The following is a 25,863-nucleotide window of genomic DNA, read 5'->3' as shown; positions in this document are numbered from 1 at the left end:
CTCCCCGTTGTTGTTTAAAACTAGTTTACCATAGGAAGGTTCTGAATTGGATGACATTATAGAAGATGATCCAATCAAAAAGACGAAAAAAAAACCATTGCTTGTTCGCAATGGAAGTCAAACTTGTCCTATGAATAGCTGAATTGTAAGTCAGTTCACGATAGCTTTCTTTAACACTTTCACATCAAGTGATAACTCGTCCATCCGGGTCGTCATCGCAGCCATCTGGGGGATGTACTCACTTTTAAGGACCATTTGTTTCTCAATTTCCATAAGCCGTTCTGTATTGCTGGCCACTTGTTCGGAAATCGAAGTAAGCTTGGCATCCACTTCTGCAAATTTAGTTCTAGTGAACAGCTCAAATTCATCAAATCTTGCTTCAAACTTATCGAATCTAGATTCAAGCATATCAAATCTGAATTCAAGCTTATCAAATCTTCCTTCGAGTTTGTCGAATCTTGATTCCAATTGATCGAATTTCACGTAAAGGGGTTGAATGGCTTCCTGTATGACGGATTGCAACATTTCTTTCAGTTCATGATTCTCCATTGTCTTCTCTCCTTCCTTCATTAGTATGCAAAAAAACCTTTGTTACTAGGATACCACTTTTTAAGACTATTTTCCTTAGCAGATTTTAGTTCAATTGCAGCCACTTATAGGAATATATGTTCTAATTCGAGTGTAATCTGTAATATGCACATTGTCAATGTACTTCATTTAATTAAAGTTCTATAACATCCCCAAAGATAAGTGACTTTTTGAAATAAAAATGAAAGTGTAGACATCAGCGAATAGACAGGCTTATTCTACAACAAAAACTATTAACAACTTTTCCTCATACCTTCCAATTAATCTCAAATCTTCCTTGACAGACAAACGTCTCTGAATTATGATTAATCTAACTTTCAGAAAGCAGGTGATTACTATGGCAAACTTCAACTTGGCAATTGCGACTTGGATCGGACCCATACTTTCACCTGCCATGCCTTAAGTACAGGCATGTTTCTTCTGGTATGCGCGTGAAAGCATGGTGTCCGATCATACACGGACCCATGCTTTTTTTATATGCTCATATTTAGGAGGAATTTAATTGACTACACTACAAAACTATGGTTGGAATGAACTTTTTCAAACACATTGGGATGAACAACAACATCTCTTCAAATCAAACGATTGTAAGATCGGACGCGTGACATTAGAACATAAGCATATGTATCGGGTAATAACTGAACAAGGCGAGTGGCTAGCGGTCTGTTCCGGCTCTTTGCTTCATCATGCAATTGACCGAAGAGATTACCCCGCTGTCGGCGACTGGGTAGCGATTGAGCGGATGCCCGGTGAGGAACGAGGCATTATTCACGCCATTCTCCCGAGAAGTTCTGTTTTCTCTCGTAAAACGGCAGGGGTTACCATGACTGAACAACTAATTGCTGTTAACGTCGATATCGTATTTCTCGTCACTTCTATGAACGATGATTTCAACATCCCGAGATTGGAAAGATACTTAGTCGCCGCCTATGACTCTGGTGCAGTGCCTGTAATTGTGCTGACCAAAGCGGATCTGTGCGATTCTCCAGAAGATTTTATTGACCAAGCACGAAATATCGCTTTCGGAACGGAAGTGCTTGCTGTCAGTAGTAAAACTGGCAGAGGGATCGACCAAATCAGCTCGTTGTTGCATGATGGTAAAACTGCTGCACTATTAGGTTCATCAGGTGTCGGCAAATCTTCTTTAGTCAATGCGATCTGCGGTGATTCGACTATGACTGTACAAACAATCCGCGAAGACGATGCGAAAGGCCGTCATACAACGACCCATCGCGAACTTATCCCTTTGCCTGATGGCGGTGTACTGATTGACACACCAGGGATGCGTGAATTCCAGCTTTGGAACGATAGTGAAAGTGTTGAAGGTGGATTTTCAGATATTGAGGCCCTTTCTGAGTCATGCAAGTTCAATGATTGCAGCCATAAATCGGAGCCGGGCTGCGCCATTCAACAAGCGTTAGAAGACGGAGAACTTGCTGAAGACCGTTTTGCGAGCTACGTCAAATTGCAACGGGAAATCGCATACTTGGATCGTAAAACGAATGCACAATCTCAAATCGCTGAACGGAAACGCTGGAAGGCAATCACAAAATCACAGCGAAAATGAGTCAAAAGTAAATGTTAATTTCAACTATTATTGGAGGTACAAGATGCTTTCATCTAAACAACTCGAAGGAATTCGACATTTACAAAACCAATGCGAACAGGACGACAAGATTGAATTGAAATTGAATTGGGAAATGCTCCGTGAACGACAAGATGGTTCACTCGATTTCTTTATGTGGGAAGATGATGAACTGATTGCCTATTTAGCATTATACGGATTCGGTTCCACAGTCGAAGTATGCGGCATGGTGAAACCCGGCGAACGCAGAAAAGGTCACTTCACTGCCCTTTGGATGCAGGCACAACAAGCCATTCAGAGTAAAAGGTTCAATAAAGTGCTATTCAATGCTCCAGGGACTTCGGAATCCGCAAAAGGATGGATGGCCGTTCGACCATGCGCCTATTCATTTTCAGAATTCCATATGCATTGGAAGCAGAATGAACTTGCAGAAACAGTAGGCGTCCAGCTTCGGCAGTCTACTCTAGAAGACAAGGAGTTTGAAACTGCATTGGATGCAGAAGCCTTTTCCCTTTCAATAGAAGATGCTGTATCTTACTATGACGAAAGATTGTCCCGCGAAAGAGAATCTAGATACATTATTGAAGTCGATGACACCCCAGTCGGTAAAATTCGCGTTATGCGTAATCAGGAAGAATCCTATCTCTCCGGCTTTGCAGTGCTGGCTGAATATAGAGGCAAGGGGTATGGCAATCAAGCATTACAGTGGATTGTAAAACAGGAACTGCCTACAGGGAACATTATAAAGTTAGACGTAGAAACGCAAAATGATCATGCCTTGAAATTGTATGAACGGATTGGATTTGTGCAGCAGGAGCGGCAGGACTATTATGAGGTCCCAATAGCTCAGAGTTGACTAGAAATACAAGATTTGACCGTAGTTAGGTGGATTTAAACAGGAAAACGTCAGAGCGGCTAAAAGCTAGCGCTGACGTTTTTATTGTTATTGAACATTTTCATCCTGCTCAGAAGAAAAACCCATCTTCTGCTTATGCAACACATGTTCACCCCATTGTTTCCGGAAGGATTATTAGTAAACACCTTGCCACGGGAAATGAAACGTCGACAAGAAGCGGCATATACATTCGTGGTATTGTATACAAAAGGTGTGTGGCGCAAACTCAAACTTCCCGGCATATGCACGATGGAAGATTTGCATCGGAGCATAATCCAAGCTTTCCATTTCGACGATGATCATTTATATTCATTTTTCATGGATCCGAAAATGGTCTCATAACTGCATCGCTTCACCTGCAGATACATTCGGTCGTCCCGACGCATCTAAAGTCCGAATTGACAGTTGCGGTTTCGTCACTGGACAGCATTTTATCTATCTATTCGATTACGGGGATGAATGGACATTTCATGTAACCGTTGAAGAGATTGATGAACAGGATACAAGCACTTTCATCCCGATACTGATTGAGGAAAAAGGTGACGGTCCTGAACAGTATTTTTATGGAGAATGGGATGAGGATGAATAATACTTGTAAATTGACTATCCTACGCGAAAAAATTTATACAACAATGAAAAGAAAGAGCCCGCAGTAGATGCAGGCTCCCATTTCTATCATTTTATTAGAATCTCTCGTTCTTATTATCATTTCGCATCGTCGGTTCATTCAACCGATCGCCTTCGACATCGACATCACCAGTCTTATCAAACCGCGCTTCTTCATGTCTCACTGTTTCATCGATTCGCTCAGTATCCTCAACAGTTCGCTTACCGACAACGATTTCTTCTGCGACATATGGCGTTTTCGTCACTTCAACCCGTTCTTCCATGACCGGCACACGGATTGTTTCATCGTCTTCCTGCATCGTGAAGTCACCAGTTTGCGATTCGTTCACTGGGCGACGTTCGATATACACTTCTTCACGTGAAACCGGGACATCGAATGATTGGTGTTCAGAGACGACACCTTTGTGGAGCGACACTTCGCCTTGTTCGACTCGTTCCTTCTCCACACGAAGCCGTTCTTCACGAAGCTGCATACTCTCTTCTTCTGTGTGATCAGTGAAGCGGTCCGTTTCTGTGTTTCGGTTATTTGGAGGCGTTCTGTAGCTCATATCATCACGAAGCGCCTCTCCGCCTGCTCTCCCAAAACTTTCATTCCTACCTTCATGAATAGGCGTGTCCTGGAATGCACCTGTTGTACCCATATGAGGCTGGCCCACTTCTCCAGTCAAACCGCCTTCATCATATTCAGAAACTGCATTCGCTCCAAGATTAGGGTATGTCGGCATCGTATTCGAAGTCAAACGGTTACTGTCAGCGGCATGTAACCTGCTTACTTCCCCTTCATCCACATACAGCAGCTTACCACCATTACGGATTTCCGTATGATAACGTTCAAGATCTGACTTTGGAACTCCCGCTTGATGTAACGTTCCGTGCACATGATCCTCGCCAGTAATGAAATCCATGAAACGGTCCAGCCATGATTCAGAATGTGTGTCATTTTCTGCATAAGCCTTTCCTTTGAACATCGAAACGTCTGATTCATGTTGCGTGACAACATACATATTATCATCATCGATTCCCTGTCTCTTCAAATGATCGATTTTCGTCATTAACTGCGCATCATTGTTATACATGCCTACAAATCGTTTTTCATTCATCATCAATAGTTCCTCCTCAGATTTTTAAAAGTATGCTTGTTTGTCTTTACTTCTTAGTTACCCGGGATGGAAGATTTACAATCTTACAGTTGTGTTACAGAGTAGGAAAGTGAGGATTCATGAGGTGTGAACATAATTAATTTCTAAATATGGTATAGTGAATTTACCACTATTTCTGAAGAAGAGGTGAAATGCAATGGATGATTTACTACGCAAAGTGAAACAAAGTTTTGAGAATCTTGAAAGGGCTTTGAATCGATTAGAGGATGCGTTAAATGAAGATCAGGACAATAGTTTAATTGTCGACGGTACAATTCAGCGTTTCGAATTCACAATTGAAATATACTGGAAGACTTTAAAAAGGTTACTGGCGCAAGAAGGAATTGATGCAAAGACGCCACGTGAAACGTTGAAAGAGGCTTATCAAGTAGGGTGGCTGCAAAATGAGCAAGCATGGTTGCAAATGCTTAAAGATCGAAATGAAACTTCACACGCTTATGATGAAGATATGGCTCGAAAAATTCTAAGCAACATCATTGGCTATTTTCCGGATATGAAAAGCACCTTTTACACACTGAAAGAACAATATATCGAGGGATTGGATACAGAATGAATAATTTGCTTCTAAAACAACTACAAGATATCGCAAAAAACTATGCGGCAATTGAATCCATCTTATTATTTGGTTCCCGTGCTTATGGCGATCACAGCGAATTATCGGATATTGATTTGGCAGTGAAAGCTCCTAACTTAACTGATTTACAGTGGCTTGTATTTACTGAAGAGATTGAAAATACGTTGGATACTCTGTTGAAAATCGACTTGATTTTATATGATCAAGCACCATATTCACTGCGTGAACAAATCGATGGGTGTAATAAGGTTTTGTATGACACGCATAGAGCATAATTTTGACATAGAATTTTAATCCTACATCTAGATCCTTGTGTCTTTACTTATTTTAGAATACCAGAAAGTCCTTGAATGCTTATGTAGCATTTTAAGGGCTTATTTCAAGTTGTTTGTGTGCCAGTCACTCACACAATTCAATAAAAAGTTAAATAATGCACACTCAAATCCAAACCTTTTGCATGTGAGCTTCGTTTAGTATGTAAATGAGGAGGTGGGATATTGTTTAATCTTTCTAACTTGGAAAAAATGATTGATGACTATACAGATGATTTGTTGCGCTTGGCTTTTTATTACGTTAAAGATCTTCAGGCGGCAGAAGATATTGTGCAAGAAGCGTTCATTAAGTTCTATGAAGCGCAAAATCGTTACGAGGAACAAGGTGTGTTGAAAGCGTATTTAAAGAAATTGACGGTGAATAAAAGCCTGGACTATTTAAGAAGCTGGAATTACCGGAAAGTATCTATGCAAAACAAATTAGTTGCTCTTACAAAAGGGAAGCGTTCAGATCATCTTGTCAAAAAAGATGAACAGACCTTGATTGGGGACGCCATTTTGGAATTACCTCTCAAGCAACGAGAGGTTTTACTCTATTTTTATTTTGAGGAATGGACTATTGCTGAAATTGCAACATTTTTATCCATCCCACAAAGCACAGTGAAAACAAGACTTCGCCGTGGTAAAGAATTGCTTCGTCCCAAACTTGAAGGCATTGAATGGGAGGTGCTTATGCATGAGTAAATATGAACCGCAAGAGCTAAAACACTTGGATGAGAGTAAGCGACGAATCAAACAGAATGTAATTCGTCATTTTGAAAGCCCGAAGAAAAAGCCGAAAATCAATTGGACAGTCGGCTTAGTGACGGTCTTATTGCTAGGACTAAGCGTATTTTTCACAATTACTACGCTAACAGGGCAAAATGCGCAAACTGGCTTGACGCCAGGCAAAGAACTGCCGACTGCACATCCAAAGCCGAAACCACCGGTCAATAAACCCGAACCCCCGGTCATAATCGAGGGGAGCGAATTTCCTCAAGTTGTCGAGAAGGAGAACCGATTATATGTAAATGACATTACAATTGGGATGACACAGGAGGAAGTACAGGCGATTTTAGGCGATGCCTTTGAACTGACAGAACCACCCGAAGACGCGTGGCGTGAAGATTTCGGCATGCAATATGGCAACATGAAAATTTCTATTTATCTCGACAAAGTTGCATTCATTGTCATAAATGACGTCAACCAACCGCATTTCGATGAACTCTTTGAATCTTATCGTGGCGAAAGATATATCGGCTGGACAGATAGCAGCAAACAGCATATCGCTGTACGACTGTTCTATGTCCCAGAAACAGCGCATGAATTAGTAGCAAGTGTCGAGGAGGATAAGGGGCTGACAGTACGTTTGGATGTTACCCATGGGGATTTCTATACCGACATTGAAACAGCTGGGATTGAGCGGGTAGAAGACGAGTGACTATAGAGGTTGTGTGTGGCTTGTAAAATCTTTATATATGAGGTGAACAGACAGGAAACCGTCAGCATAGCTTATAGCTAGCGCTGACGGTTTTCTTTTACATATTGACTACGATAGGTGAAGTAGTAAGCTAGCAGGCCCGCGATCGGAATGAACCCAATCCCTACTAATAGAAAAAGTGGTTGGAGGGCAAACTCGAATAATAAAAAGAATGTAGCTACAAAAATCATAAGAATAGAGATGACAATCATAGCTGAAAATGCGATTTTATACGCTTCCCCGCTAAACTCATTTTCCCGTTCGTCCTTCGGATTAAATTCAGGAACAATGTGACCATGGAATACGAGACGTCCCTCATTATTCTTCATATGTCTTCTTTGCTGAATGACGAGCAAAACAATCGTCAGGAATAAAATCGTTGTAATTGAAAATTCAAGCGTATTGTAAGGACCTGGTCCGTAATACAGCAAACTGAATTGTTTCAGACAAAATGCGAGTATAAATATGATTCGTAAGATGATTGCGCTAGTTACGTCTCGCATAACTGTATCCCCCATTCGTTATGGCTGATTTTATTAGTCAAAAACAAATCTCGATTCCCCTATCAAGACCATTTCAGTTTTTTGTACAGATAAAACGATACTTACTTCCGATAAACAACCGGAGTAAAGTGGGACCAACTCTGTTCAAGTTCGCTCCAATCAACAACTTTCCATGGATTGGTGAAAACTTGCCCACTTTTATTAAAGAATAAATAACCATCGATGCAATAAGATACGTGCTGTATGACATTTTCCTCATTCACCCAGACGACGACATCGTTTGCTCTGAAATGTTCTTCCGTTTGATTATAAGAAGCGCGTTTCAGTTGAAGAGCGAACGTCTCCGGATGTACCCATTCATGAATAATCCACTCTTCCTCTTCAGGGCAGGTGCTGATCGCGTAGAGTACAGCCGCCAAACAGTTTGCACCTGAAGCCGTTGAAAATGTATTTGCATATGGCAACAGATGTGATGGAGTTGTCGCAGGAACCGGTTGTCCACTCCATGAATCATACTGCTGATAGGGCTTGCTAATTATTTCCTCTTTCACTTCCCTCGGAAGATTCTCCTACATTGCCCGCCGGATGACAGCGAATTGTTCGTTATCCTTTTCTATAATATAGTCTTCAGGGATCATTGTGGAATTTGTCAGTAGCGATACAGGAACGGCTAGTCCGCTGCACAATTCAACTTGTCTCTTAAGAAGAAATCTCCTTTTTTCATGATTCAATCTGGTGAGCCACGTTGGAGTTGCAACGATGACAAACGCCATCTCACGGGCAACCGTCCAATACATATAACTGCTCACCATTTGTACGCCTTTATAAGAAGAATGATTAAAAAATTCTTCTCGCGGGAACAAGAGCGTGCCTGCGAGGCTTTCTTCCACTACCGAAAGATCTTCTTCACGGAGAAAGAATAGATCTTTCTCTGGCACAGATGTATGAAACCAAATGTCGAACTGTTCGCGCATCGGTTTTAATGCTATTGTAGTCATTCTGATACTTCCCTTCTATGCAAAAAAGGTGGACTTGCGTTTTGAGTGATGTAATTTTACCATCAACTTATGTACTAATCCCACCCGTAATCCACCCTTTGATAAAGCTTTCCAAAGACGATGCGACCCTTGTTCTACTATCATCTTCGTGGTTCCACACATAAATATCCTCTGTCTGAATACACCCATTCAATATTTTATACCCAAACAAATCACCACACCCATTATCTGAGAAAAACAACAAGTGATCAAATGGCATGTAAATATCCTTATAGTCTGTAAAATTTCTAAAAAACAAATTATCCTCTACTATTCGTTCGGTTGGCCATAGTAAATGGCATTCAAAAATATCATATACACCATTTGTTTCTTTATAGATTTCTAACAATTTCTTAGGCAACTCAACGTTTAACTCCTCGGTAATTTGCCCTATTTCAGCTACAGACGCTGGCCGTTTGAATGAATAATCTTTTGATATTGTACTTATGTAATCCTTCCACATCTGTGCAACACATCCTTATACGTGTTTATAGTCTACTAACTAACAATAGCAGAACTATTCTCAATTGTGTTATTCCCCCCTTTGGAAAATCAATTCTCCATCCGAGTCATACTCATGAATAAACGTAAATCCAAGCTCTTCATACAGCCGTATCGCAGCCGTATTCTCCTCAAATACACTCAAATAAATCGGTTGCTTCCCGTATTCTGACACCATACGCGCAAGTAGCAACTCAGTAAAACGACGACCATACCCCCGCCGCTGAATCCGCTCATCAATGAGCAAACGATCCATCCATACATTACGGCCGCCTGCACTATCTAACAAAGCGCCATACATCGCAAAACCGACTAATTGTTCATCCACATACAAGCCGACGGGTCGGAATTCAGGATAGTCCTCAGCATCTTTCAAACAGTCTGCGGGTGATTCGATGAAAGCTTGCTGCTCGTGAGTCATGCGGAGATTTAAAATTGCTTCTCTGTTTGACTCATTAACATTTATTATTTTGTATTTCATGGTTATTCCATCTCCTATTACATTCATGCAACTATAAAAACCAATGGATGCTAGTGCAATTCTTTCTCTAATAAAAAGACATCCTTTGAACGGATCAACGTCACAAAGGATGTCTATATGTCAGTTCAAATTCTTACGTGTAAACTCCGAGTCAATCGTCTTGCCTAACTCCGTTTGCAGACGCTCAAAGATCGGCAATACACCTTGTTTAATAACCTTCGAAATTTCATTGTTCTTCTTCTTTTCAACAGCTTTCCCTAACTTGGAAAGCTCCGAATGCAAATTGCCCGCAAAATCCTTATACGCTTTCCAATTCGTCGGTCGCTCTTTGCTACTGCTAACAATCTTCAACATATCAGACAGCCATCCAGCCCCACCTAACAACATCTCAAATTGCTCCCAACTGTCTTGAGTTGGGACGCCTTGAAAGGCTTTCGCAACTGCAGTCACTTCAGGATTAGCGCGGATTAAGTATTCTTCTGCCGAAAGAAGAACATCATTCATAAACTCTTTCTCGGACTTGATGATAACTTCAAGTTGTTCGATTGAAGCAAGATGTTCTTCCAAGTACTCTTCATGATCGTCATATACTTCCTCGCCATCTACGATGATATGGCTGAAGTGGAATCCTTCCGTCACATGCTCATTAATGTGCTCGATTACTTCTTCTGCTGTAGGTGTTGCGGCGTAGTCTTTATGTTGTTCTCCGATGATTAATTTCAAAATGGTTTCCTCCGTTGTTTGTAGTTGGTTGGTTATAGTTGTTATATCGGTTAATAATGTGGATTTTATACATTTTTTTAGCTGGAGTGAAATCTATTGAGCATTCATGAATTATGTCAATTAAAAGGAGAAGCTGCTATTCGTCGCAGATCTACTAGCTTCAGTTCCATAGAATGAATGGATTTTTCATACGCTTCCATCTGTAGAACTAAATTCTTTATCTCTGACGGATTATCCTTTAAGTCTGCAGCCGCCTGAGCAATCTCTTTCATCTTATATAGCGTTTGCTCAATCTCTGCAAGAAGCTGGTCTTGTTGTTTATATAAGGCTAACTGCCTTTTGGTTTCTTCCAATTCAAGTTGTTCACTGTAAGGCACGGTTCCTGCTCCTTTCGGGGAAAACGAGATAAATGCCTTCTCGAATAGTAGCACAATTGATAGTTTATGATAAAATAAGATCATGCGTTCCTATTATGGATTAGGAGTGATTGTGATGCTACTATGTGAACAAGTTTTATCGCCGGTGCAGTTAAATATCCTGGTTGGCAGTATATTAGGCGACGGGACATTAACGAAAATCCAAGGCAGAAGGATAAACAGTAATTATCGTGAGCGCTTTGGTAAATCTCAACTTGCCTATCGCGAATGGAAAGTAGCGCATCTGAGTGACTACCTTTATTTCAATAAAACACGAACCGAAATCTCGAGCAAGTCACAATCAATGTTTACAAAGCTTGAAAAACTTTTTTATGGAAATAATCGTATAAAGCAAATTCCTCCAGAAGTATTGAAACTTTGTACATTACCACACTTCCTGGCAACACTTTATATGGACGACGGGTCTTTAATGATCTCATACAGAATCAATCATCGGCTTAAAAAGATTTACATGACTCCTCACATTGCATTATATCTACAATCCTTCACAAAAGAAGAACTAGAACTTTTAAACGAACATGTAACGAAGGTTTTCAAAGTAAAATTGAGACTGAGTCAGAGAAATGATGGCAATGGCTATATTTTAAAAACAACTACCGTAGATGATACATTTAGATTTCTAGATGTTATAAGTGAAGTTACTACGGCATGTCCATCGATGTATTATAAGACGAATTGGCAAGATAGGCTGAATCTGGAGACGATGAAATGGAAATCCAAATATCCCGATTATGAAATACTGACAAGCTCAAGGCAGAGAAGTAAAAAGTATAGCGAAGATGAGATCGACGGACTGATTAAGATGAAACTGTTAGGATATACGATAAATGAAATAGCGTATACCTTGGACAGAACATATTGGTCAACCGTGTATAAGTGGAGAGAAATCACGAAGGAATCAGAGCGATTAATTAATGTGTAAAAACGCAATTCGATTTTCCGAACAGCGTTTTAGTAACCAGATTAACGTAGCAATCGAAGTACGACTTGTGTTTGCTTTTTGGATTGCTTTACCGGTATGTCTATCGAGCATGAAGTAGACTTTTTCTTAAACTTAAAAACAACCTAAGGGGCTTGCGCACTTCGAATACCGTGCACTTAGGAATGAGGGGCCCCTTCTATATTTCAGTCATAGCTACTGACTTAGATTAAATTATGGCATTACTGCTACACAATTGTAGCTAGACATAATACTAATTCAAATCTTTTTTATACTGACTTTGTTCTTCAATTATTATGTACCTTAGATTTTTCAGTTGCTCTTTAATTTGCAAAGTAAATAACATTATCTGAGTAGCATGCCCGTTGGATAATTTACATTGAGGCACTAATTTATCAATGGATTCATCATTATACTTAGCAAGTAATACTTCTACAATATCAATAAGACTATTTACAATTTGAAAGTTGTTTTTAAATCTGTAAAAATCTACATCTTCTTTAAATAAGTTCAATTGATCTCTTGCGGCAAATACATCTTTCATTTTATATCGCGCATAAACGGAGTTAGGAATTGATAAAGAAAACAAGTAATCTATTTGGTTTTTCCGTTCTATTTCTTTATCTATTAACATTTGATTGAAATTTGTTTTCAACCTAATTTCTGCATCTATTTGTTTTGGAAGCAGTTCTTCTATAGATATCTCGCTTGAAACAATAATGTTTTCATCAAATGTTCTAAGCAAATACTCTCTTTTATTATCGTATGCAATATGAGGTAAGCTAAATAATAAAAGGACATTATTATTATTTAGATACTGATCCAACTTACCAATCAAGGCATTAGTATCGTTAGTGTGGATATAAATAAGTTGTTTTTTGCTTATCTCCAAATTGATTTTATTAATATCAGCAACCTCTTTATTTACTTTGAATATATAAAAAGTAAGAATTCCCATTACAACTACATTAATAAAACCTATGAAGCTATTGAAATATGACTCAACTAAGTTGAATTGAATGTCTAATCCTAGTGAAGCTATAAGTAAAAGTAATAATAATATAACTACGGCCTCAATGTTGCTTCTATTCAATTTAAAATCCTCCCTTTTTACTTGTAAATAAAAATAAACGCGATCCAGATATCCTGGACCGCGTTTTATTAACCATATTAACGTAGCAATTGAAGTACGCCCTGAGGCTGTTGGTTTGCTTGCGATGCGTCCAATATATTTCTATAAAGGTCAGACTATATCTTCACCCTTAAACATTCCAAGGGGCTGGGCACTTCGAATGTTACGACTCGTAACACCCTACGGATTTCATCGTCGTAGCGATTGCCTTAGACGGTATATCCTAGTCGTTGAACGTTCCCCACGGTTTCCCGACAGGGGCTTCGCTGCTGATTGTCCAATCTCTTCTTTTTCAAACCATCACGTTTACCGTTTCCAGTTACGCTGTGGTAGATGAGCTCTCAGGAGGTTCCAGCAATTCACCCAGTGATGATCTTATCCGTTGCCAGATAAGACGCCCGTGAATACATTAACGAAGGAGTTGTAACACGCCTTGCGGTGCTGTATTCGCTTGAGCCAACATAGCTTGTGCTGCTTGAGTTAAGATGTTGTTCTTCGTGAAGTCCATCATCTCTTTCGCCATATCAACGTCACGGATACGTGATTCCGCAGCAGTTAGGTTTTCGGAAGAAGTTCCGAGGTTGTTGATTGTGTGTTCTAGGCGGTTTTGGAATGCACCTAACTTAGAACGCTCACCAGAAACTTGCTGGATTGCATTATCAAGTACTTTGATAGCATCATTCGCGCCATCTTTTGTTAATAAATTAACGTCTTTTACGTAAGCACCGTTCGCTTTATCACCTAATACAGAAGCACTAATTTCACCAATGTCTATTTGCATATGTTGGTCTTTATTAGCTCCAATTTGTAATGATGCTCCACCGCCTGTAACTGAAACAGTCGCTGTAGATGCTCCTGTTCCTTTAGCTGTGAACTCGGCACCTTTGTAAGTAATTGATTGTCCAATACCATTAACTTGTTCTGTGGCTCCATTAGGATTTGATACAGTAACTACTGCGTCAATCCCTGCTGTAACGGCACCACCAAATTCTGCTGCGTCAGCACCTCCTAATACGATTTCCGCATCTGTTCCGAAAGAGGTTTGAGTTAAAGTGATTTCTGCAGAACCACTTGCTTCAACTCCCGTAATATCCTTGTATTCATTAATTTTAGCACTAATATCTGCTGCAGTCGCTGCAGTCATTCCTGAAAAGTCAATTTTAGTTCCATTGATGACTAATTCTTTTGCAGATACGTCGGTAGCACTTGTAAAATCAGTTCCATCTGCTGCTGCCGTAGCCTTAGTTGCTGCTGTATCAACTGTGAAAGAATAGTTCCCTTTTGTCAGTCCAGTAGCTGAAACTACATCGACATTAGCTTTATTACTAGATGTTCCATTTACACCAAGACTACCGTTTAATAACTTTTTAGTATTAAACTCCGTAGTTTCAGAAATGCGGTTAACTTCAGCTTTTAATTGCTCTACTTCTTTTTGAATTTCTTTACGGTCATCTAAAGTGTTTGTATCGTTTGAAGATTGGACTGCTAATTCACGCATACGTTGTAAAATATCGTGAGTTTCGTTCAAAGCTCCCTCAGCAGTTTGAATCAATGAAATTGAATCTTGAGCATTCTTTTGTGCCATATCCAAACCGCGGATTTGTCCACGCATTTTTTCAGAGATTGCTAGACCAGCAGCATCGTCTCCTGCACGGTTAATCTTCAAACCAGAAGACAATTTCTCCAAGTTTTTAGAAGCCTGCGCATTGTTTGAACCCAATTGACGGTGTGTGTTAAGTGCTGCGATATTGTGATTGATAATCATTTTATTTTCCTCCTTGAGTGTATGTTGGGTTCACGTCCATGTGACCCTTATTTTGGGCGGTGTCCAGAGCCGGCCGAACTCTTTTGCCGCTTACAATACTAATATCGGACAAGTGTGTTCAGTGTTTAGTGTTTTATTGAAGTTTATATTGTTTTTCATTCCTTTTTTGTAAGTTCTGCGAATATGTCCAGATTTACCGACATCGATTCCGTATTTGTATCCGTAATCGATTGAACAAGTTCTCCTCTAAGGATATCTACGGATTTTGGTGCTTCGATGCCAATCCGAATAGTATCCCCTTTCACTTCTAGAATACGAAGTTCGATGTTATCGCCAATTTTTATTGTTTCGTTTGTTTTTCGGGATAGGACCAGCATGTTAGTTTCCTCCTTTGCCGATTGGATGTCTGACTTCGAAACGGTTGTCGTTTAGAATCATCTGTTTTGCTTTTCGGTTTTGGAGTTGGAAGATGAGTGGTGCTTGCAAATTGATTGTTGATTGTTCGAAAGGTTGTTTCATAGATAAGATTCCTAGTGCCATGATGTCTTCTGGTTTCGTGATTTCGAGTAAGTCAATTGTTGGTTCATCGATTTCGAAGGAATAGTCTTCTACCAGTGTGTATGGGTTAGCAACGATAAAAGCTGTGTTTGCTTGTTTTGTTGATTGGAGCACTTGAAATGCGTTATTTCCTTCGATTGGTAGCAGTATGAATTCAGTTTGATCTTCAAAACCAGGGATACCTTTCGGGAAGTTCCAGCTTTCTGTTGGTTCGATTTCGATGAGGCCATGGAATTTGGTTTGTATTTGCATGTTGGTAACACTCCTTAAGATTGATTTTTTATTGTTTTAGCATAGCATTTATAGAAGTTTTCCGTATAAAAACGGGTGCCAGGTTCAGCCACAATTCACGAAGGTCATGCGAATGGTGTCTATACCTGGCACCCTGGACTAGGCTTTCCAATCGATTTCGATGGAATTGTATTGTTCCATTACGCCTGTTACTTTGCCTTGCGTGTAATTATGGATTGGTTTGTTAATTTGGACGTTATGTATCGGCTTTTGTGGTGTTACGTTTATGTTGAGAGAGCCTTGTGTAAAGCTCATTTGTATTTTGGTTCGGTCGCCTACGAAGCGGATGCCGAGTTCTGCTTGTGGGCGGTCGGTGTTCTGTTTGGCGATGTCTGCGATGGAAGCTCCGTTTTCGATTTTCATGAGTTGCTGGCCTTCTGAAGCGCGGCGTCCGGTGCCTTCTCTTGCGGACTGCATGCCGTATTGGGCGTTTTCCTTGTTGCGAGTGATGATGCTTTTTAAGTCTAGATCTGCACGGTTCTCTGTTGTGTCTAATGATAGTTGAGGTTTCGTTGTGGACATTTCTAGGATTGCCGCTGGTTGTTCGATTTGTTGGTCCGCTTTTGGTTGTTCGATTTGTTGTACGGGTTTGTCGATTTGAAGACCTAGTTTTGCTGGTGTTGTTTGAATTTGGAGTTGTGGTATGTTCACTGGCTTCTCCTTTCTAAAACGGGTGCCAGGTACAGCCACAATTCGCGAAGGGCGTGCGAATGGTGTCCATACCAGGCACCCTGGGTATGTCTATTATCTTAGGAAGTCTACTAATGATGGTTGGATGATCCTTGCGCCTACTGATAGAGCTGCGCGATGTATTGATTCTTGTGTAATCATTTCTGTGATGACTTTTTCGTAATCGATGTCTTCGTTTTCAGAGCGCTGTTTTTTTGCTGATCCTTCTTGTGCTTGTAGACGGTTATGCATGAGTTCTGCACGGTTTGATCTTGCTCCTATGTCAGCTCGGTGTGTTAGGACATCGTCCATTAACCCATCGATTGTTGTTAAGGCTTCACTAAATCCTTTACCGTCAGCAGTAATAGCTTTAAGATCATTGAACATGTCATCCATTGCTCTGAAAGTATCTGCGGCTTTTGTATTTACTTTTAGGCTAACGCCATCGAACACTTCGATTTCCACATCACTATTGAATGAGGGGTCATTTACATACCCTAAAGCATTCCCAGTAGCATCTACTTCTTTATTGTAAAGTGGTTTGTCCGTCATCGTCCCACTAAAAATATATTTATCTCCTACTTTTGTATTCGCAAGATCTCGTAATTGTTCTTGCATTTGTTCCAATTCAATTTTAATCTTCTCGCGATCTTCTGGTGTCATTGTACCTGTGTTCGCTGCGTTCGTTACGAGTTCTTTCGCACGGTGCATTACTTGCCCTACTCCATCCAGTGCATCGTCTGAACTGTCAAGCCAGTTATTGACTTCGCCTAAGTTCTTCTGAAATTGTCCGACTTTATCAACCGTCATGCCGTAACCGAGACTTTTCATAACAGTTACTGGGTCGTCTGATGGGCGGTTCACTTTTTTACCGGAGCTTAGTTGCTCTTGCATTTTGCCCATTTTATTGTAGCTGCTTGATAGATTGCGCAGCATATTATTAGATAGCATTGATTGTGTAATGCGCATTGCTATTCGTCCTCCTTATTATCTGCCGACAACACCCATTCCATTGATGATTTTATCTAGGGTTTCATCCATTACTGTGATCATTCGCGCAGAGGCGTTGTAAGCCTGTTGGAAACGGATCATGTCGGTCATTTCTTCGTCAAGTGAGACGGAACTTATTGAGTCTCGTCGGTTGGATACTGCACCTAGAAGTGTCATCGAGTTTTTGGTCATTTTCACGGCTTGTTCACCTTGAACACCAAGTTCACCGATGACGCCGGCATAGTAGGATTGGACACTTGAACCTTCTAAGCCGCCAAGAGGTGCAAATAGTACTTCTCCTAGTTTTTTAGCATTATTACCGTTACCCATCTCTCCTGCTTCACTTGATGCGGCTAGTAAACTATGGTCATTTATAATAGCTTCATTGACAATTATGTTGCCTGCGGACAGCTTACTGTAATCATATTCTTCGTCAGCTAGTCCAGGATTTTTAATATCATAAGGTTCAAAGAAATTTTTGCCTGTCAAATTGTTTGGCGGTGTACCAGTACCACTTCTATGAGCTTCATTAAACGCTTTGGCGAATTCTTGTGCCATCTTATCTAGCTTTGCAAGCATTTCAGGGTACAGACCTTTTACTTTATCTGCACCATCCTTGTATCCATAGGAGTTAACAAGAGATTTAAGTACTCCGGCAGTTTGCATGTCATTGACATTCAATTCTTTTCCGTCTGCGGGTCCGCCTGAAAAAGTGAAGCCTGTCATGTTTCCAATAGGATTGCCTTCAGAATCAGTCCCGCCTGTTCCGTCACCGACAGGCTTTAATTGTGATACATTGCTTTTATCCACAACGGTTATAAAAGGTTGTGCAGGATTGTTTGTCTTGATCTTGACGGTTACGGTGCCTTCAGCAATGGCCAACGCACGGCCGCCAGATTTTTCATAGCTGACTTCGATTGGCAAGTAGCCAGATAGCTGGTCAAGCAAGTTATCACGTGCATCATACAAATCGTTCGGCATATAGCCGTTCGGCTCGACTTCTGAGATTTGTTTATTTAACTCGCCAATCTGTTTAAGAATAGAGTTGATATTCTTCGTAGAAACACCGATTTCTTTTCCAAGATTGGTCTGAATTTCAGATAATGATTTATGAATATAGTTAAATGAGTCGGCAACCGCTACGCCTCGTTCAACAACAACCGCACGTGCTCCACCGTTTTCAGGATTTGTCGCAAGCGTCTGCAATGATTGCCAGAAATCGCTGAAGGATTGTTGCAGTCCGTATGCTGAAGGCTCTGCCAATACATCTTCCATCTGTGCAATTGCATTTGATCGTGACTCCCAATAGCCAAGCTTGTTCGATTCGCCTCTGAACTGCTGATCAACAAACCCATCACGAATCCGTTGAATCGATCCTGCTTCAACACCTGTTCCTAAGAATCCAGGCATTGTTGGTGTGTTCAGTCCGACACCCGGGAATCCTGCAGTCGCTTGCATGTTGACGCGTTGGCGGGAGTAGCCTGGTGTGTTGGCGTTGCTGATGTTGTGTCCTGTTGTATAGAGTGCGGATTGTTGTGTGTAGAGTCCGCGTTTGTTTGTTTCGAGTCCCATGAATGTGGAGCGCATGGTGTGAGTTCCTCCTTAGGCTTGGGAGTCGAAGGTTGGTATGTCCTTCGTCTCTTTTTTGCCGGTGATTTCAGTTTTTGAGTAGTTGGCCGATTCCGGACGCGGGCGGACCATGTCCAGCGACAGATTCACGAATTGAAGGGATTGGTAGGTCATTTTCTGGTTGAGGTCGTTTTGCCATTTCAATTCTTGAATCGCATGCAGGAGACGGTCCTTCGCCTCCACGAGTTGCTGTTTGTCCGGTTCGGGTGTTATTTCGATTAGGTTGGAGATTGTCGGGTTCATCGGTACAGGACGTCCTTGTCCTTTCATATAGGCGATGACCGCTTTTTGCCGATTCTGATCCATCTGGACGATGGCCGCGAGATGCGCCTGTTCGTCTTTTAGGAGCTGATCGATGCCTCCGATGTCACCGTTCTTGATGAGCGCCGTCTTTTCGTTTGCGATTCTGAGCAGGCTCTTATGCAGTTTTTCGAGATTATCGAGTACGGCTAAAATCGTTTCGATGGACATAGAGTTTCCCTGCTTTCATCTAGATTATTTGTTGAAGTAGTTAATGAGCTTTGAAGCGAGTTGTTCTGGATTCACTTCATATTTGCCTGATTCGATTTGCGCTTTCAATTGTTGTACTTTCTCGTTCCGCCCGATTGTAACGGGTGAGACTTCGGACAACTGTTTTGCCTCTGAAGAGATTTCCAGTTTGTCTGTCTTTACTTTCGCCTGTTCTTTCACTTGTTCAGTCTTCATTTGGTTTGCACGGTATGGATTTACCGGTGGAATGTTGATTTTATTGATTTTCATGATGCTCGCTCCTTTCGATTTGACTTTTTTTGGTCTTACCCTCTATTTCGGCAGATTTGTGACAAGGTTTAGGGTCTTTCGAACGAAAACCTTATGTAAGCGTTTTGTAATGAATGCGCCTTCATTAGTATTTCATTTGGTGGTGCCTACTAAACGTCTTTTGTATAAGACATGAAAACGGACCGTATTCGGCTGTCATCAGTACTTCATTTCCGCTTATCTGCTAAATACGTTCCTGTTTCACTTTTACTGACCGCTTCCCGGAATTCCTTTGCTGCTTCGAATTGGCGCAGTTCACTGCTCAATTCTTGCGTACAGCTATCACAGAGTTTTCCTTGTGCTGTTAATTTCCCACAGTTATCGCATGGGTAACCGAGGTTCGGGAATAACGCCGGTTGCAGACGTCCTTTACGTACCCACTTATGAAGCATCGTTTCAGTCGCACCTGTCGCTTCCACGATTCGTTCAATTGTAGCTGCACGATTTTCGCGTCTTCTCAAGAATCGATATACTTCCTCGTATTTTTTCTCTTCGCTTTGCGCACAACTGGCGCACACATCACGGATGCCTGTGTAGTTGAAAAAGGCTCCGCAACTTGGACAATCCTTCAATTCTGCCATATTCGTTTCCTCCTAAAGTTTCGTTGTTTCGGCACGAATGAGCGTGACTGCTTCTACTCTAGTTGCACCTGCTTCTTTTAATGCAGCTGCCGCATGACTGAGTGTCGTGCCTGTTGTGTAAATGTCATCGACAAGTATGTATGTCGTATCCCGGATTGTTGTATATGGTTTGACTTGAAATAGCGGCGCCATCGACAGCCGTTCTTCCCTCGTCTTTTCCCCCATAACTGCAGTATCTGTTTTGACTAGTATATCATCGAATGGTAGATCGGCTGTCTTCAACAACTCTTCGACATGCGCAAAGGTACGCTCAATTTTCTTTATCGGATGCATCGGAATCGGGACAATTATTGTGTGATGTGTATTGATAGTTTCCCGTAATTCATTCATAAATACTCCCGCTAGCGCAATGTCTTGCAAGAATTTGTATTGGTGCAAATACTCTCGCATCGCTTCGTTGTATGTGTAGATGGATGTAATCCTGTCTAACAGATTGCTCTCTTCTATTATGTCGACACGTTCGAAGCTTTTTGAACAGTCGTCGCAAATTAAAGACGTTTTTTCTACGGCTATGAGCATCTGCCAGCTCGGTAAAGATTGTAGCCGTCGTTCACATAGAAGGCAGTTCATACCGTGTCGTCTCCTTTGTTCAATTTGTTGATTTCATTTTTCGCTTCATCCATCGCATAGGTGATTCCGTTATGGAAGAGGATAAATTCTCCCGAGGGATACATAGCAGAACGTCCTACCCGTCCGCCTATTTGGATCAGTGCTCCTTTGTCGAAAATCACCTGTTCCGCGCCAACGACCGCCACTTGAACGTTTGGAATTGTTATCCCACGTTCTAGAATAGTTGTTGTCAGTAAGCCAGGAATTTCATTGTCTCGTAGCGCTTGAACGGATTCTTTCCTGTCAGGATGAGCTGCATGGACCGAACGAATTCTTGGATCAATAAGTTGGAAAAGCGGCTCAGCTTTCTCCATAAGGCCAATATGATGGAAGAAGATGAGGAATGGTTCTTTTTTAGTTATACGTTCCGTCGTCCATTTCTCAAGTTTTAGGGGCAGTTTTCCTTTTTGAATATTTTTTTCGTATTTCCAAAGTGGTTTATAGGTGGGTGTTGGCAGAGGATGTCCGTGGTAACGACGGTTGATGATCGAGACGCCGCCTGTCTTTTTCATTTGTGCGAGTAGCTGATCAGTTGGCGTAGCGGTGACATAATGGATCGGTGATTGTGGTTTAGCCGCTTTGCGCACTGCCCGTTGAAGCGTCTCATCCGCTTTATAGGGAAAAGCATCTGCTTCATCTACGAAAATCGCATCAAACGCATGCTGGAATCTGTATAACTGGTGGGTTGTCGCCAGAACTAACTGAGAAGCTTTCATCGTCGGTGCCGCCCCGCCGTATAATGCTTCTATCTCTGTTTCAGGAAAAGCCGAGCGCAGTCTTGGTTCCAGTTCGAGGATTACATCAACGCGTGGTGCCGCAATGCATACTCGCTTGCCCTGTTGTAATAAATGATGAATTGGCGGGAAGAGAATTTCTGTCTTGCCTGATCCACATACCGCATAAATCAAATGAGAACGACTTAACTCTTGGCTTTCTGTTAACTCATCTGAAGCTTTTTGTTGATGAACTGTCAGTGTACCTTGCCAAGCGAGCGAGTGTTTTTTCGGATATATAGGCGGTTCACCGTTCCAGACAATCAATTCCGTACAAGAAGACACACGCCCCATCTTGATACAATTCCGGCAATACGCACAGCGCGCTTCACATTTCGCACAATCGAACGTCGTGAACAATGCCTGATTGCTATTTTCACATCGATTGCAGAAATGCCGCTTTTGACGCAAGAAGCCTTCCGTTGTTTGGATACCTTGACTGGTCTTTATATGCCCGTTTTCAATATGTTCGTCAATTTCTTCAGACGCGAAAGGCGTGTGCCTGCGCAGCCAGATGCGACCTTGCAGGAAATCTCTAATAGCAGGATTAATAGATTGAGTCATTTGCATTCTCCTGTACGTAGTGTATTTGTTGATTTGTTTGGACTTCTAGTGGGAATTATGGACTTTTCTACGGAGTTATGGACTTCTGTGGGCGATTATGGACTTTCGGGTGAAGTTTTGGACTTTTGTGGATGAATATGAGGTTTAAGAGACGATTAGGGATATTTCAATAATTGTATTGTTCGTGGGGATGTTGGGCTTGCAGGAATTTCTTAATCGCGCTAGATGGGGTTCGACAAATAAGGGTTTTAGGGTTTTATCTATTATTCAACCTTTAGAAGTGAAAAGTATGGAGAAGTATATTCTTTTCTCGCACTTGTATTTTGGTGATTACTAGATGATTGTAGTGCAGGGCGGCGACTCCTAGGGGATACGCGGGACAGGTAAGACCCTGGACGTAGCGAAGCGAAGGAAGCGGCTTACCGCCCGCCCCCTGGAAAGCGTCCGCCCGGAACGCAAATCATCGTTTTATCTCGCAATTTTTTACTAAGATTTCTTCCGTACCCAGCCTAATCCCATCGAACCCTCACCCAAATGCGTCCCAATCACTGGACCAAAATGGCTTATCGTAAATTGCACACTTGGCAACCGCTCTTCCAGCTCCGCTTTCCACATTTCTGCTTCTTCCGGATTGTTCGCATGGATAATCGCTGCTTCAAGTGGCATCTTGTCCGCATCTTCCGCGAGCAAATCAGCAATCCGCTTCATCGCTTTCTTACGCGTACGAATCTTCTCAAACGGCACAATCACTTTATCCTGAAAATGCAAAATCGGTTTCACTTGAAGCAATCCGCCAATCAGTGCTTGGGCGCCTGACAATCTGCCGCCACGTTGTAAATGCGCAAGATCGTCGACCATGAAATACGCACGCATCGTTTCTTTCATTTCATTAAGTTCCACTAAAATCTCTTTCGGTGTCGCTCCCTCTTTCGCCATCTCCGCCGCGCGAATGACGTAGAAGCCTTGCATATAACACGATATTTCCGAGTCGAAGGCATGGACGTCTAGTCCATCGACTAATGCCCCTGCTTGGATCGCGCCCTCATATGTACCGCTAATTCCGCTCGACAAATGGATCGAAATAACTGCGTCATAGCCATCCGCTTTTAATGATTCAAACAACTTCACAAAGTTCCCGATTGGTGGCTGGGATGTTTTTGGTAAAGGCCCTTCGCCACGCACTTTGTCGTAGAACGCTGAAGAGGTCAAATCGACTTCTTCATCATATGGTCGTCCATCAATCGTCACTGTCAATGGAATGACGTGGATTGATAGGTTTTTAGTAATTGTTTCCGGCAAATAGGCCGTACTGTCTGTCACGATTGCTGTTTTCACTCGTTAATCAACTCCTGTTTTCCATTCTACTCGAAAACAGCTTGAATTGGAATAATTCCTCTGACGACTTCCCCGTCACTCCAGTTTCTGTGACCACTTAATCGCTTCGTAGGAATAGGCACTTAATTCAGCTTCCGATACGCCTAGACGCTTGCCAATTTTACGGATGTGTTGCCAGTCGAAACGTTCTACCGCAATTGCGAGTTCAAGATAAGGTGTCATTTCTGTTCGAATTCCTTTTAATGTGTCTGAAACTTCATCAGTGAACGGGATAAGCGGTAATATGTCGTCCCACTCTTTTTTCATAATGGCATCCAATAGTGAGAACATGCCGACGAAGAAATATTCGTCGCTATTTACCTTGCCAGTCCGCTTCGCGACAAGTTCGCATAGCCTTGCGCGTGTCAGCGAGAACGAAACGAGTGCTTGTACTCTGCCTGAATTCGATTGTTCACCAATCGTATGCAACATAAGGATACGCAGCCACTTTTTCAATTCATCCATCCCGATCAGCACGACCGCGTGTTTTACTGAGGTCACTCTTTTCGGAATCTCAAAGTTCATCGTATTAATGACGCGCAACAATTTATATGTAAGGGAAATGTCATGAAGGATCAAATTTGCAATTTCATCGACATTCGCATTGACATCGTTCAGCCTGTTAATGATCAGCATATGTTGGTGAAGATCGGGTGGTAGTTCTGTACCTGTAATGATTTCTGGTTTCGCGAAGAAATAGCCTTGAAACAGGTCATACCCCATGTCCCGTGCTTCCTCGTACTGCGCTTCCGTTTCAATCTTTTCCGCGACCATCCGGATATGCGGATAGGTATGGATGAATTTCTCAATTCGACGTCTTTCCATTTCGTCCGCTTGCAGATAATCGACTTTGACATAGTCGATCAGTTCGAATAATTCGTGATGAATCTTATATTGTTCCTGCAAGATGAAATCATCAAGTGCGAGTTGAAAACCTTCTTCTTTAATTTCCCGAAGACGGCTGATTAGTATCGGGGTAATCTCCACGTCCTCTAGAATTTCAACGATGACACGTGATGCCCTTAACCTTGAAAAAATGTCTTTCGAAAGCAATTCCCCAGAAAAGTTGATGAAAGACATGGCGCGGCCTGCTACCGTTTCGATCCCTATTGATAGGAACGAGTTAAATATCACTTGAAGGGTGGCTGTCTCTGCATCTACATTCGGAAAGCGGTTGATTTCACTGTTCCGGTACAGCAGTTCATAGCCGAATATTGCGCCTTCCCTATCCAATATCGGCTGTCTGCCAACAAATACGTTCGGTTCCACATTAACACCCCATTTTTTTGAGTATAGCAAATATAGTTAGATTTGACTATTACTTTTCACACGGAATACTATTCTATTTTTATAGCGGGTTTCTGTCAAAAATGATATGTTGACAGTATGACAGTTTGAGAAATGGGGGAAATGAAATGGAAACAGTACGATTGGAACAAAAAGGACATATCGCCAATGTAACCTTGAATCGTCCGGATGCGATGAATGCATTTAACTATGAAATGCTTGCGGAACTTGGACAAGTCATCGAATCGATCCGCATCAATCCGGATGTGCGTGTCGTCGTCTTTACAGGCGCAGGAGATCGTGCGTTCAGTGTGGGGGCCGATTTGAAGGAACGGAAGACGTTGACGGAAGTACGGGTTAAACGAAACATTTATAAAATCGGAGAAGTATTCACGATGATTGAAAACTTGCCGCAGCCGACAATCGCGGTTCTAAACGGTTATGCATTCGGTGGGGGGATGGAACTTGCGCTCGCGTGTGATTTCCGTTTTGCGGTTGACAGTGCAGTCATGGGCTTAACGGAAACTGGACTTGCGATAATCCCAGGTGCAGGCGGGACACAGCGTTTGCCACGTCTAATTGGTGAAGCGAAAGCGCTGGAACTCATTTTAACGGCAAGAAGACTTGATGCACAAACAGCACTCGAGTATGGCGTCGTTACACGCGTCGTATCCGCATTAAACATGCAGGAGAAGCTTGATGAATTCACTGCATCTTTACTTGCAAATGGACCAATTGCCTTGCAACAAGCAAAATTCGCGATTAAGAACGGTATGAACGTCGATTTGCAGACGGGGCTTGCGATTGAGCGAAAAGCGTATGAGATTACAATCCCTACTGAGGACCGTATCGAAGCACTTCATGCATTTGCGGAGAAGCGGAAACCGTCGTTTAAAGGGAAATAATCGAATGATGCATGCGGGAATTTCACGTGTTATAAC

33 protein-coding genes are annotated in these 25,863 nt (G+C 41.8%); 10 read left to right on the top strand and 23 right to left on the bottom strand.

What is annotated here, in order from left to right:
- Positions 1–150 precede the first annotated feature (150 nt).
- The gene (locus tag QWT69_RS04405; protein ID WP_317969365.1) at positions 151–549 is read right to left on the bottom strand and encodes a hypothetical protein; all 399 of its coding nucleotides are present in this window, start codon (positions 547–549) and stop codon (positions 151–153) included.
- Positions 550–1,090: 541 nt separating this feature from the next.
- On the opposite strand from QWT69_RS04405, the gene rsgA reads away from it, so the two are divergent.
- The 4 genes from rsgA to QWT69_RS04390 all read left to right on the top strand — a co-directional run bounded on the left by rsgA (position 1,091) and on the right by QWT69_RS04390 (position 3,657).
- The gene (rsgA, locus tag QWT69_RS04400) at positions 1,091–2,155 is read left to right on the top strand and encodes a ribosome small subunit-dependent GTPase A (protein ID WP_317969363.1); all 1,065 of its coding nucleotides are present in this window, start codon (positions 1,091–1,093) and stop codon (positions 2,153–2,155) included.
- 43 nt (positions 2,156–2,198) lie between these two features.
- Positions 2,199–3,029 (top strand): GNAT family N-acetyltransferase, encoded by an 831-nt coding sequence (locus tag QWT69_RS04395; RefSeq protein ID WP_317969361.1) that lies wholly within the window; start codon positions 2,199–2,201, stop codon positions 3,027–3,029.
- A gap of 135 nt (positions 3,030–3,164) precedes the next feature.
- Positions 3,165–3,410, top strand: a complete 246-nt coding sequence (locus tag QWT69_RS17305; protein WP_431312338.1) for an IS1096 element passenger TnpR family protein — start codon at positions 3,165–3,167, stop codon at positions 3,408–3,410.
- Positions 3,364–3,657, top strand: coding sequence for an IS1096 element passenger TnpR family protein (locus tag QWT69_RS04390; protein ID WP_317969359.1), 294 nt, complete (start codon positions 3,364–3,366; stop codon positions 3,655–3,657). The genes QWT69_RS17305 and QWT69_RS04390 overlap by 47 nt, the downstream gene beginning before the upstream one ends.
- A 94-nt stretch (positions 3,658–3,751) precedes the next feature.
- Here QWT69_RS04390 and QWT69_RS04385 read toward each other — a convergent pair whose 3' ends face one another.
- Entirely contained in the window at positions 3,752–4,798 is a 1,047-nt protein-coding gene (locus QWT69_RS04385; protein WP_317969357.1) for a YsnF/AvaK domain-containing protein, read from the bottom strand.
- Positions 4,799–4,991: 193 nt separating this feature from the next.
- Between QWT69_RS04385 and QWT69_RS04380 the strand changes: the two genes are divergently transcribed.
- From QWT69_RS04380 to QWT69_RS04365, 4 genes are all read left to right on the top strand, one after another.
- The gene (locus QWT69_RS04380; protein ID WP_317969355.1) at positions 4,992–5,408 is read left to right on the top strand and encodes a nucleotidyltransferase substrate binding protein; all 417 of its coding nucleotides are present in this window, start codon (positions 4,992–4,994) and stop codon (positions 5,406–5,408) included.
- Complete coding sequence (locus tag QWT69_RS04375; RefSeq protein ID WP_317969353.1) at positions 5,405–5,704, top strand: nucleotidyltransferase domain-containing protein; 300 nt, start codon at positions 5,405–5,407, stop codon at positions 5,702–5,704. Before QWT69_RS04380 ends, QWT69_RS04375 begins: the two co-directional genes overlap by 4 nt.
- A 222-nt stretch (positions 5,705–5,926) precedes the next feature.
- The gene (locus QWT69_RS04370) at positions 5,927–6,445 is read left to right on the top strand and encodes an RNA polymerase sigma factor (RefSeq protein ID WP_317969347.1); all 519 of its coding nucleotides are present in this window, start codon (positions 5,927–5,929) and stop codon (positions 6,443–6,445) included.
- Positions 6,438–7,181, top strand: coding sequence for a hypothetical protein (locus QWT69_RS04365; protein WP_317969339.1), 744 nt, complete (start codon positions 6,438–6,440; stop codon positions 7,179–7,181). The genes QWT69_RS04370 and QWT69_RS04365 overlap by 8 nt, the downstream gene beginning before the upstream one ends.
- 77 nt (positions 7,182–7,258) lie before the next feature.
- On the opposite strand, the gene QWT69_RS04360 is transcribed toward QWT69_RS04365, so the two are convergent.
- The 7 genes from QWT69_RS04360 to QWT69_RS04330 all read right to left on the bottom strand — a co-directional run bounded on the left by QWT69_RS04360 (position 7,259) and on the right by QWT69_RS04330 (position 10,926).
- Positions 7,259–7,723, bottom strand: a complete 465-nt coding sequence (locus QWT69_RS04360; protein WP_317969336.1) for a hypothetical protein — start codon at positions 7,721–7,723, stop codon at positions 7,259–7,261.
- Positions 7,724–7,824: 101 nt separating this feature from the next.
- Positions 7,825–8,274, bottom strand: coding sequence for a hypothetical protein (locus QWT69_RS04355; RefSeq protein WP_317969334.1), 450 nt, complete (start codon positions 8,272–8,274; stop codon positions 7,825–7,827).
- Positions 8,275–8,292: 18 nt separating this feature from the next.
- Positions 8,293–8,721, bottom strand: coding sequence for a hypothetical protein (locus QWT69_RS04350; protein ID WP_317969332.1), 429 nt, complete (start codon positions 8,719–8,721; stop codon positions 8,293–8,295).
- 67 nt (positions 8,722–8,788) lie between these two features.
- Entirely contained in the window at positions 8,789–9,223 is a 435-nt protein-coding gene (locus tag QWT69_RS04345) for an SMI1/KNR4 family protein (protein ID WP_317969330.1), read from the bottom strand.
- 69 nt (positions 9,224–9,292) lie between these two features.
- Positions 9,293–9,742 carry a GNAT family N-acetyltransferase gene (locus QWT69_RS04340; RefSeq protein WP_317969327.1) on the bottom strand — a complete coding sequence of 150 codons (450 nt, stop codon included), beginning with the start codon at positions 9,740–9,742 and terminating at the stop codon, positions 9,293–9,295.
- Between the two features lie 120 nt (positions 9,743–9,862).
- Positions 9,863–10,465, bottom strand: a complete 603-nt coding sequence (locus QWT69_RS04335) for a DUF8042 domain-containing protein (RefSeq protein WP_317969319.1) — start codon at positions 10,463–10,465, stop codon at positions 9,863–9,865.
- Between the two features lie 116 nt (positions 10,466–10,581).
- A complete protein-coding gene (locus QWT69_RS04330) occupies positions 10,582–10,926 on the bottom strand; it encodes a hypothetical protein (RefSeq protein ID WP_317969317.1) in 345 nt (114 codons plus the stop codon).
- A 31-nt stretch (positions 10,927–10,957) separates the two neighbouring features.
- On the opposite strand from QWT69_RS04330, the gene QWT69_RS04325 reads away from it, so the two are divergent.
- Complete coding sequence (locus tag QWT69_RS04325) at positions 10,958–11,824, top strand: DNA endonuclease (RefSeq protein ID WP_317969315.1); 867 nt, start codon at positions 10,958–10,960, stop codon at positions 11,822–11,824.
- Positions 11,825–12,095: 271 nt separating this feature from the next.
- Here QWT69_RS04325 and QWT69_RS04320 read toward each other — a convergent pair whose 3' ends face one another.
- The 14 genes from QWT69_RS04320 to QWT69_RS04255 all read right to left on the bottom strand — a co-directional run bounded on the left by QWT69_RS04320 (position 12,096) and on the right by QWT69_RS04255 (position 24,904).
- A complete protein-coding gene (locus QWT69_RS04320; RefSeq protein WP_317969313.1) occupies positions 12,096–12,935 on the bottom strand; it encodes a hypothetical protein in 840 nt (279 codons plus the stop codon).
- A gap of 448 nt (positions 12,936–13,383) precedes the next feature.
- Positions 13,384–14,739 carry a flagellin N-terminal helical domain-containing protein gene (locus QWT69_RS04315; RefSeq protein WP_317969311.1) on the bottom strand — a complete coding sequence of 452 codons (1,356 nt, stop codon included), beginning with the start codon at positions 14,737–14,739 and terminating at the stop codon, positions 13,384–13,386.
- Between the two features lie 155 nt (positions 14,740–14,894).
- Entirely contained in the window at positions 14,895–15,116 is a 222-nt protein-coding gene (csrA, locus tag QWT69_RS04310; protein WP_317969309.1) for a carbon storage regulator CsrA, read from the bottom strand.
- Between the two features lies 1 nt (position 15,117).
- Positions 15,118–15,549: a flagellar assembly protein FliW gene (fliW, locus tag QWT69_RS04305; protein WP_317969307.1), complete on the bottom strand. Its 432-nt coding sequence runs from the start codon at positions 15,547–15,549 to the stop codon at positions 15,118–15,120.
- A gap of 138 nt (positions 15,550–15,687) precedes the next feature.
- Entirely contained in the window at positions 15,688–16,239 is a 552-nt protein-coding gene (locus QWT69_RS04300) for a DUF6470 family protein (protein WP_317969305.1), read from the bottom strand.
- Between the two features lie 93 nt (positions 16,240–16,332).
- A complete protein-coding gene (gene flgL, locus QWT69_RS04295) occupies positions 16,333–17,226 on the bottom strand; it encodes a flagellar hook-associated protein FlgL (RefSeq protein ID WP_317969303.1) in 894 nt (297 codons plus the stop codon).
- A gap of 18 nt (positions 17,227–17,244) precedes the next feature.
- Positions 17,245–18,834, bottom strand: coding sequence for a flagellar hook-associated protein FlgK (gene flgK / locus QWT69_RS04290; protein ID WP_317969301.1), 1,590 nt, complete (start codon positions 18,832–18,834; stop codon positions 17,245–17,247).
- Positions 18,835–18,849: 15 nt separating this feature from the next.
- Positions 18,850–19,347: a flagellar protein FlgN gene (locus tag QWT69_RS04285; protein WP_317969299.1), complete on the bottom strand. Its 498-nt coding sequence runs from the start codon at positions 19,345–19,347 to the stop codon at positions 18,850–18,852.
- 24 nt (positions 19,348–19,371) lie between these two features.
- Complete coding sequence (gene flgM / locus QWT69_RS04280; protein WP_317969297.1) at positions 19,372–19,635, bottom strand: flagellar biosynthesis anti-sigma factor FlgM; 264 nt, start codon at positions 19,633–19,635, stop codon at positions 19,372–19,374.
- A gap of 206 nt (positions 19,636–19,841) precedes the next feature.
- Complete coding sequence (locus tag QWT69_RS04275) at positions 19,842–20,255, bottom strand: TIGR03826 family flagellar region protein (protein WP_317969295.1); 414 nt, start codon at positions 20,253–20,255, stop codon at positions 19,842–19,844.
- A 12-nt stretch (positions 20,256–20,267) separates the two neighbouring features.
- Positions 20,268–20,885, bottom strand: coding sequence for a ComF family protein (locus tag QWT69_RS04270; RefSeq protein WP_317969293.1), 618 nt, complete (start codon positions 20,883–20,885; stop codon positions 20,268–20,270).
- Positions 20,882–22,261 (bottom strand): ATP-dependent helicase ComFA, encoded by a 1,380-nt coding sequence (locus QWT69_RS04265; RefSeq protein WP_317969291.1) that lies wholly within the window; start codon positions 22,259–22,261, stop codon positions 20,882–20,884. The genes QWT69_RS04270 and QWT69_RS04265 overlap by 4 nt, the downstream gene beginning before the upstream one ends.
- A gap of 486 nt (positions 22,262–22,747) precedes the next feature.
- Complete coding sequence (locus QWT69_RS04260; RefSeq protein ID WP_317969289.1) at positions 22,748–23,596, bottom strand: DegV family protein; 849 nt, start codon at positions 23,594–23,596, stop codon at positions 22,748–22,750.
- 75 nt (positions 23,597–23,671) lie between these two features.
- Positions 23,672–24,904: an EAL and HDOD domain-containing protein gene (locus QWT69_RS04255; protein ID WP_317969287.1), complete on the bottom strand. Its 1,233-nt coding sequence runs from the start codon at positions 24,902–24,904 to the stop codon at positions 23,672–23,674.
- Between the two features lie 146 nt (positions 24,905–25,050).
- Here QWT69_RS04255 and QWT69_RS04250 point away from each other — a divergent pair, with 146 nt between their 5' ends.
- On the top strand, positions 25,051–25,827 hold the full coding sequence (locus QWT69_RS04250) for an enoyl-CoA hydratase-related protein (RefSeq protein WP_317969285.1): 777 nt from the start codon (positions 25,051–25,053) through the stop codon (positions 25,825–25,827).
- The last annotated feature ends 36 nt before the right edge of the window (positions 25,828–25,863 follow it).

Origin of the sequence: Sporosarcina oncorhynchi, from assembly GCF_033304615.1 — a bacterium.
GTDB lineage: Bacteria > Bacillota > Bacilli > Bacillales_A > Planococcaceae > Sporosarcina > Sporosarcina oncorhynchi.
This window is presented reverse-complemented; position numbering and strand designations above follow the sequence as displayed.

Coding starts and splice junctions, on each gene's coding strand:
- QWT69_RS04405 (WP_317969365.1), bottom strand. CDS start 549: ATGGAGAATCATGAACTGAAAGAAATGTTGCAATCCGTCATACAGGAA.
- QWT69_RS04395 (WP_317969361.1), top strand. CDS start 2,199: ATGCTTTCATCTAAACAACTCGAAGGAATTCGACATTTACAAAACCAA.
- QWT69_RS17305 (WP_431312338.1), top strand. CDS start 3,165: ATGCAACACATGTTCACCCCATTGTTTCCGGAAGGATTATTAGTAAAC.
- QWT69_RS04390 (WP_317969359.1), top strand. CDS start 3,364: ATGATCATTTATATTCATTTTTCATGGATCCGAAAATGGTCTCATAAC.
- QWT69_RS04385 (WP_317969357.1), bottom strand. CDS start 4,798: ATGATGAATGAAAAACGATTTGTAGGCATGTATAACAATGATGCGCAG.
- QWT69_RS04380 (WP_317969355.1), top strand. CDS start 4,992: ATGGATGATTTACTACGCAAAGTGAAACAAAGTTTTGAGAATCTTGAA.
- QWT69_RS04375 (WP_317969353.1), top strand. CDS start 5,405: ATGAATAATTTGCTTCTAAAACAACTACAAGATATCGCAAAAAACTAT.
- QWT69_RS04365 (WP_317969339.1), top strand. CDS start 6,438: ATGAGTAAATATGAACCGCAAGAGCTAAAACACTTGGATGAGAGTAAG.
- QWT69_RS04360 (WP_317969336.1), bottom strand. CDS start 7,723: ATGCGAGACGTAACTAGCGCAATCATCTTACGAATCATATTTATACTC.
- QWT69_RS04350 (WP_317969332.1), bottom strand. CDS start 8,721: ATGACTACAATAGCATTAAAACCGATGCGCGAACAGTTCGACATTTGG.
- QWT69_RS04345 (WP_317969330.1), bottom strand. CDS start 9,223: ATGTGGAAGGATTACATAAGTACAATATCAAAAGATTATTCATTCAAA.
- QWT69_RS04340 (WP_317969327.1), bottom strand. CDS start 9,742: ATGAAATACAAAATAATAAATGTTAATGAGTCAAACAGAGAAGCAATT.
- QWT69_RS04330 (WP_317969317.1), bottom strand. CDS start 10,926: ATGATCTTATTTTATCATAAACTATCAATTGTGCTACTATTCGAGAAG.
- QWT69_RS04325 (WP_317969315.1), top strand. CDS start 10,958: ATGCTACTATGTGAACAAGTTTTATCGCCGGTGCAGTTAAATATCCTG.
- QWT69_RS04315 (WP_317969311.1), bottom strand. CDS start 14,739: ATGATTATCAATCACAATATCGCAGCACTTAACACACACCGTCAATTG.
- csrA (WP_317969309.1), bottom strand. CDS start 15,116: ATGCTGGTCCTATCCCGAAAAACAAACGAAACAATAAAAATTGGCGAT.
- fliW (WP_317969307.1), bottom strand. CDS start 15,549: ATGCAAATACAAACCAAATTCCATGGCCTCATCGAAATCGAACCAACA.
- flgL (WP_317969303.1), bottom strand. CDS start 17,226: ATGCGCATTACACAATCAATGCTATCTAATAATATGCTGCGCAATCTA.
- flgK (WP_317969301.1), bottom strand. CDS start 18,834: ATGCGCTCCACATTCATGGGACTCGAAACAAACAAACGCGGACTCTAC.
- QWT69_RS04285 (WP_317969299.1), bottom strand. CDS start 19,347: ATGTCCATCGAAACGATTTTAGCCGTACTCGATAATCTCGAAAAACTG.
- flgM (WP_317969297.1), bottom strand. CDS start 19,635: ATGAAAATCAATAAAATCAACATTCCACCGGTAAATCCATACCGTGCA.
- QWT69_RS04275 (WP_317969295.1), bottom strand. CDS start 20,255: ATGGCAGAATTGAAGGATTGTCCAAGTTGCGGAGCCTTTTTCAACTAC.
- QWT69_RS04270 (WP_317969293.1), bottom strand. CDS start 20,885: ATGAACTGCCTTCTATGTGAACGACGGCTACAATCTTTACCGAGCTGG.
- QWT69_RS04265 (WP_317969291.1), bottom strand. CDS start 22,261: ATGACTCAATCTATTAATCCTGCTATTAGAGATTTCCTGCAAGGTCGC.
- QWT69_RS04250 (WP_317969285.1), top strand. CDS start 25,051: ATGGAAACAGTACGATTGGAACAAAAAGGACATATCGCCAATGTAACC.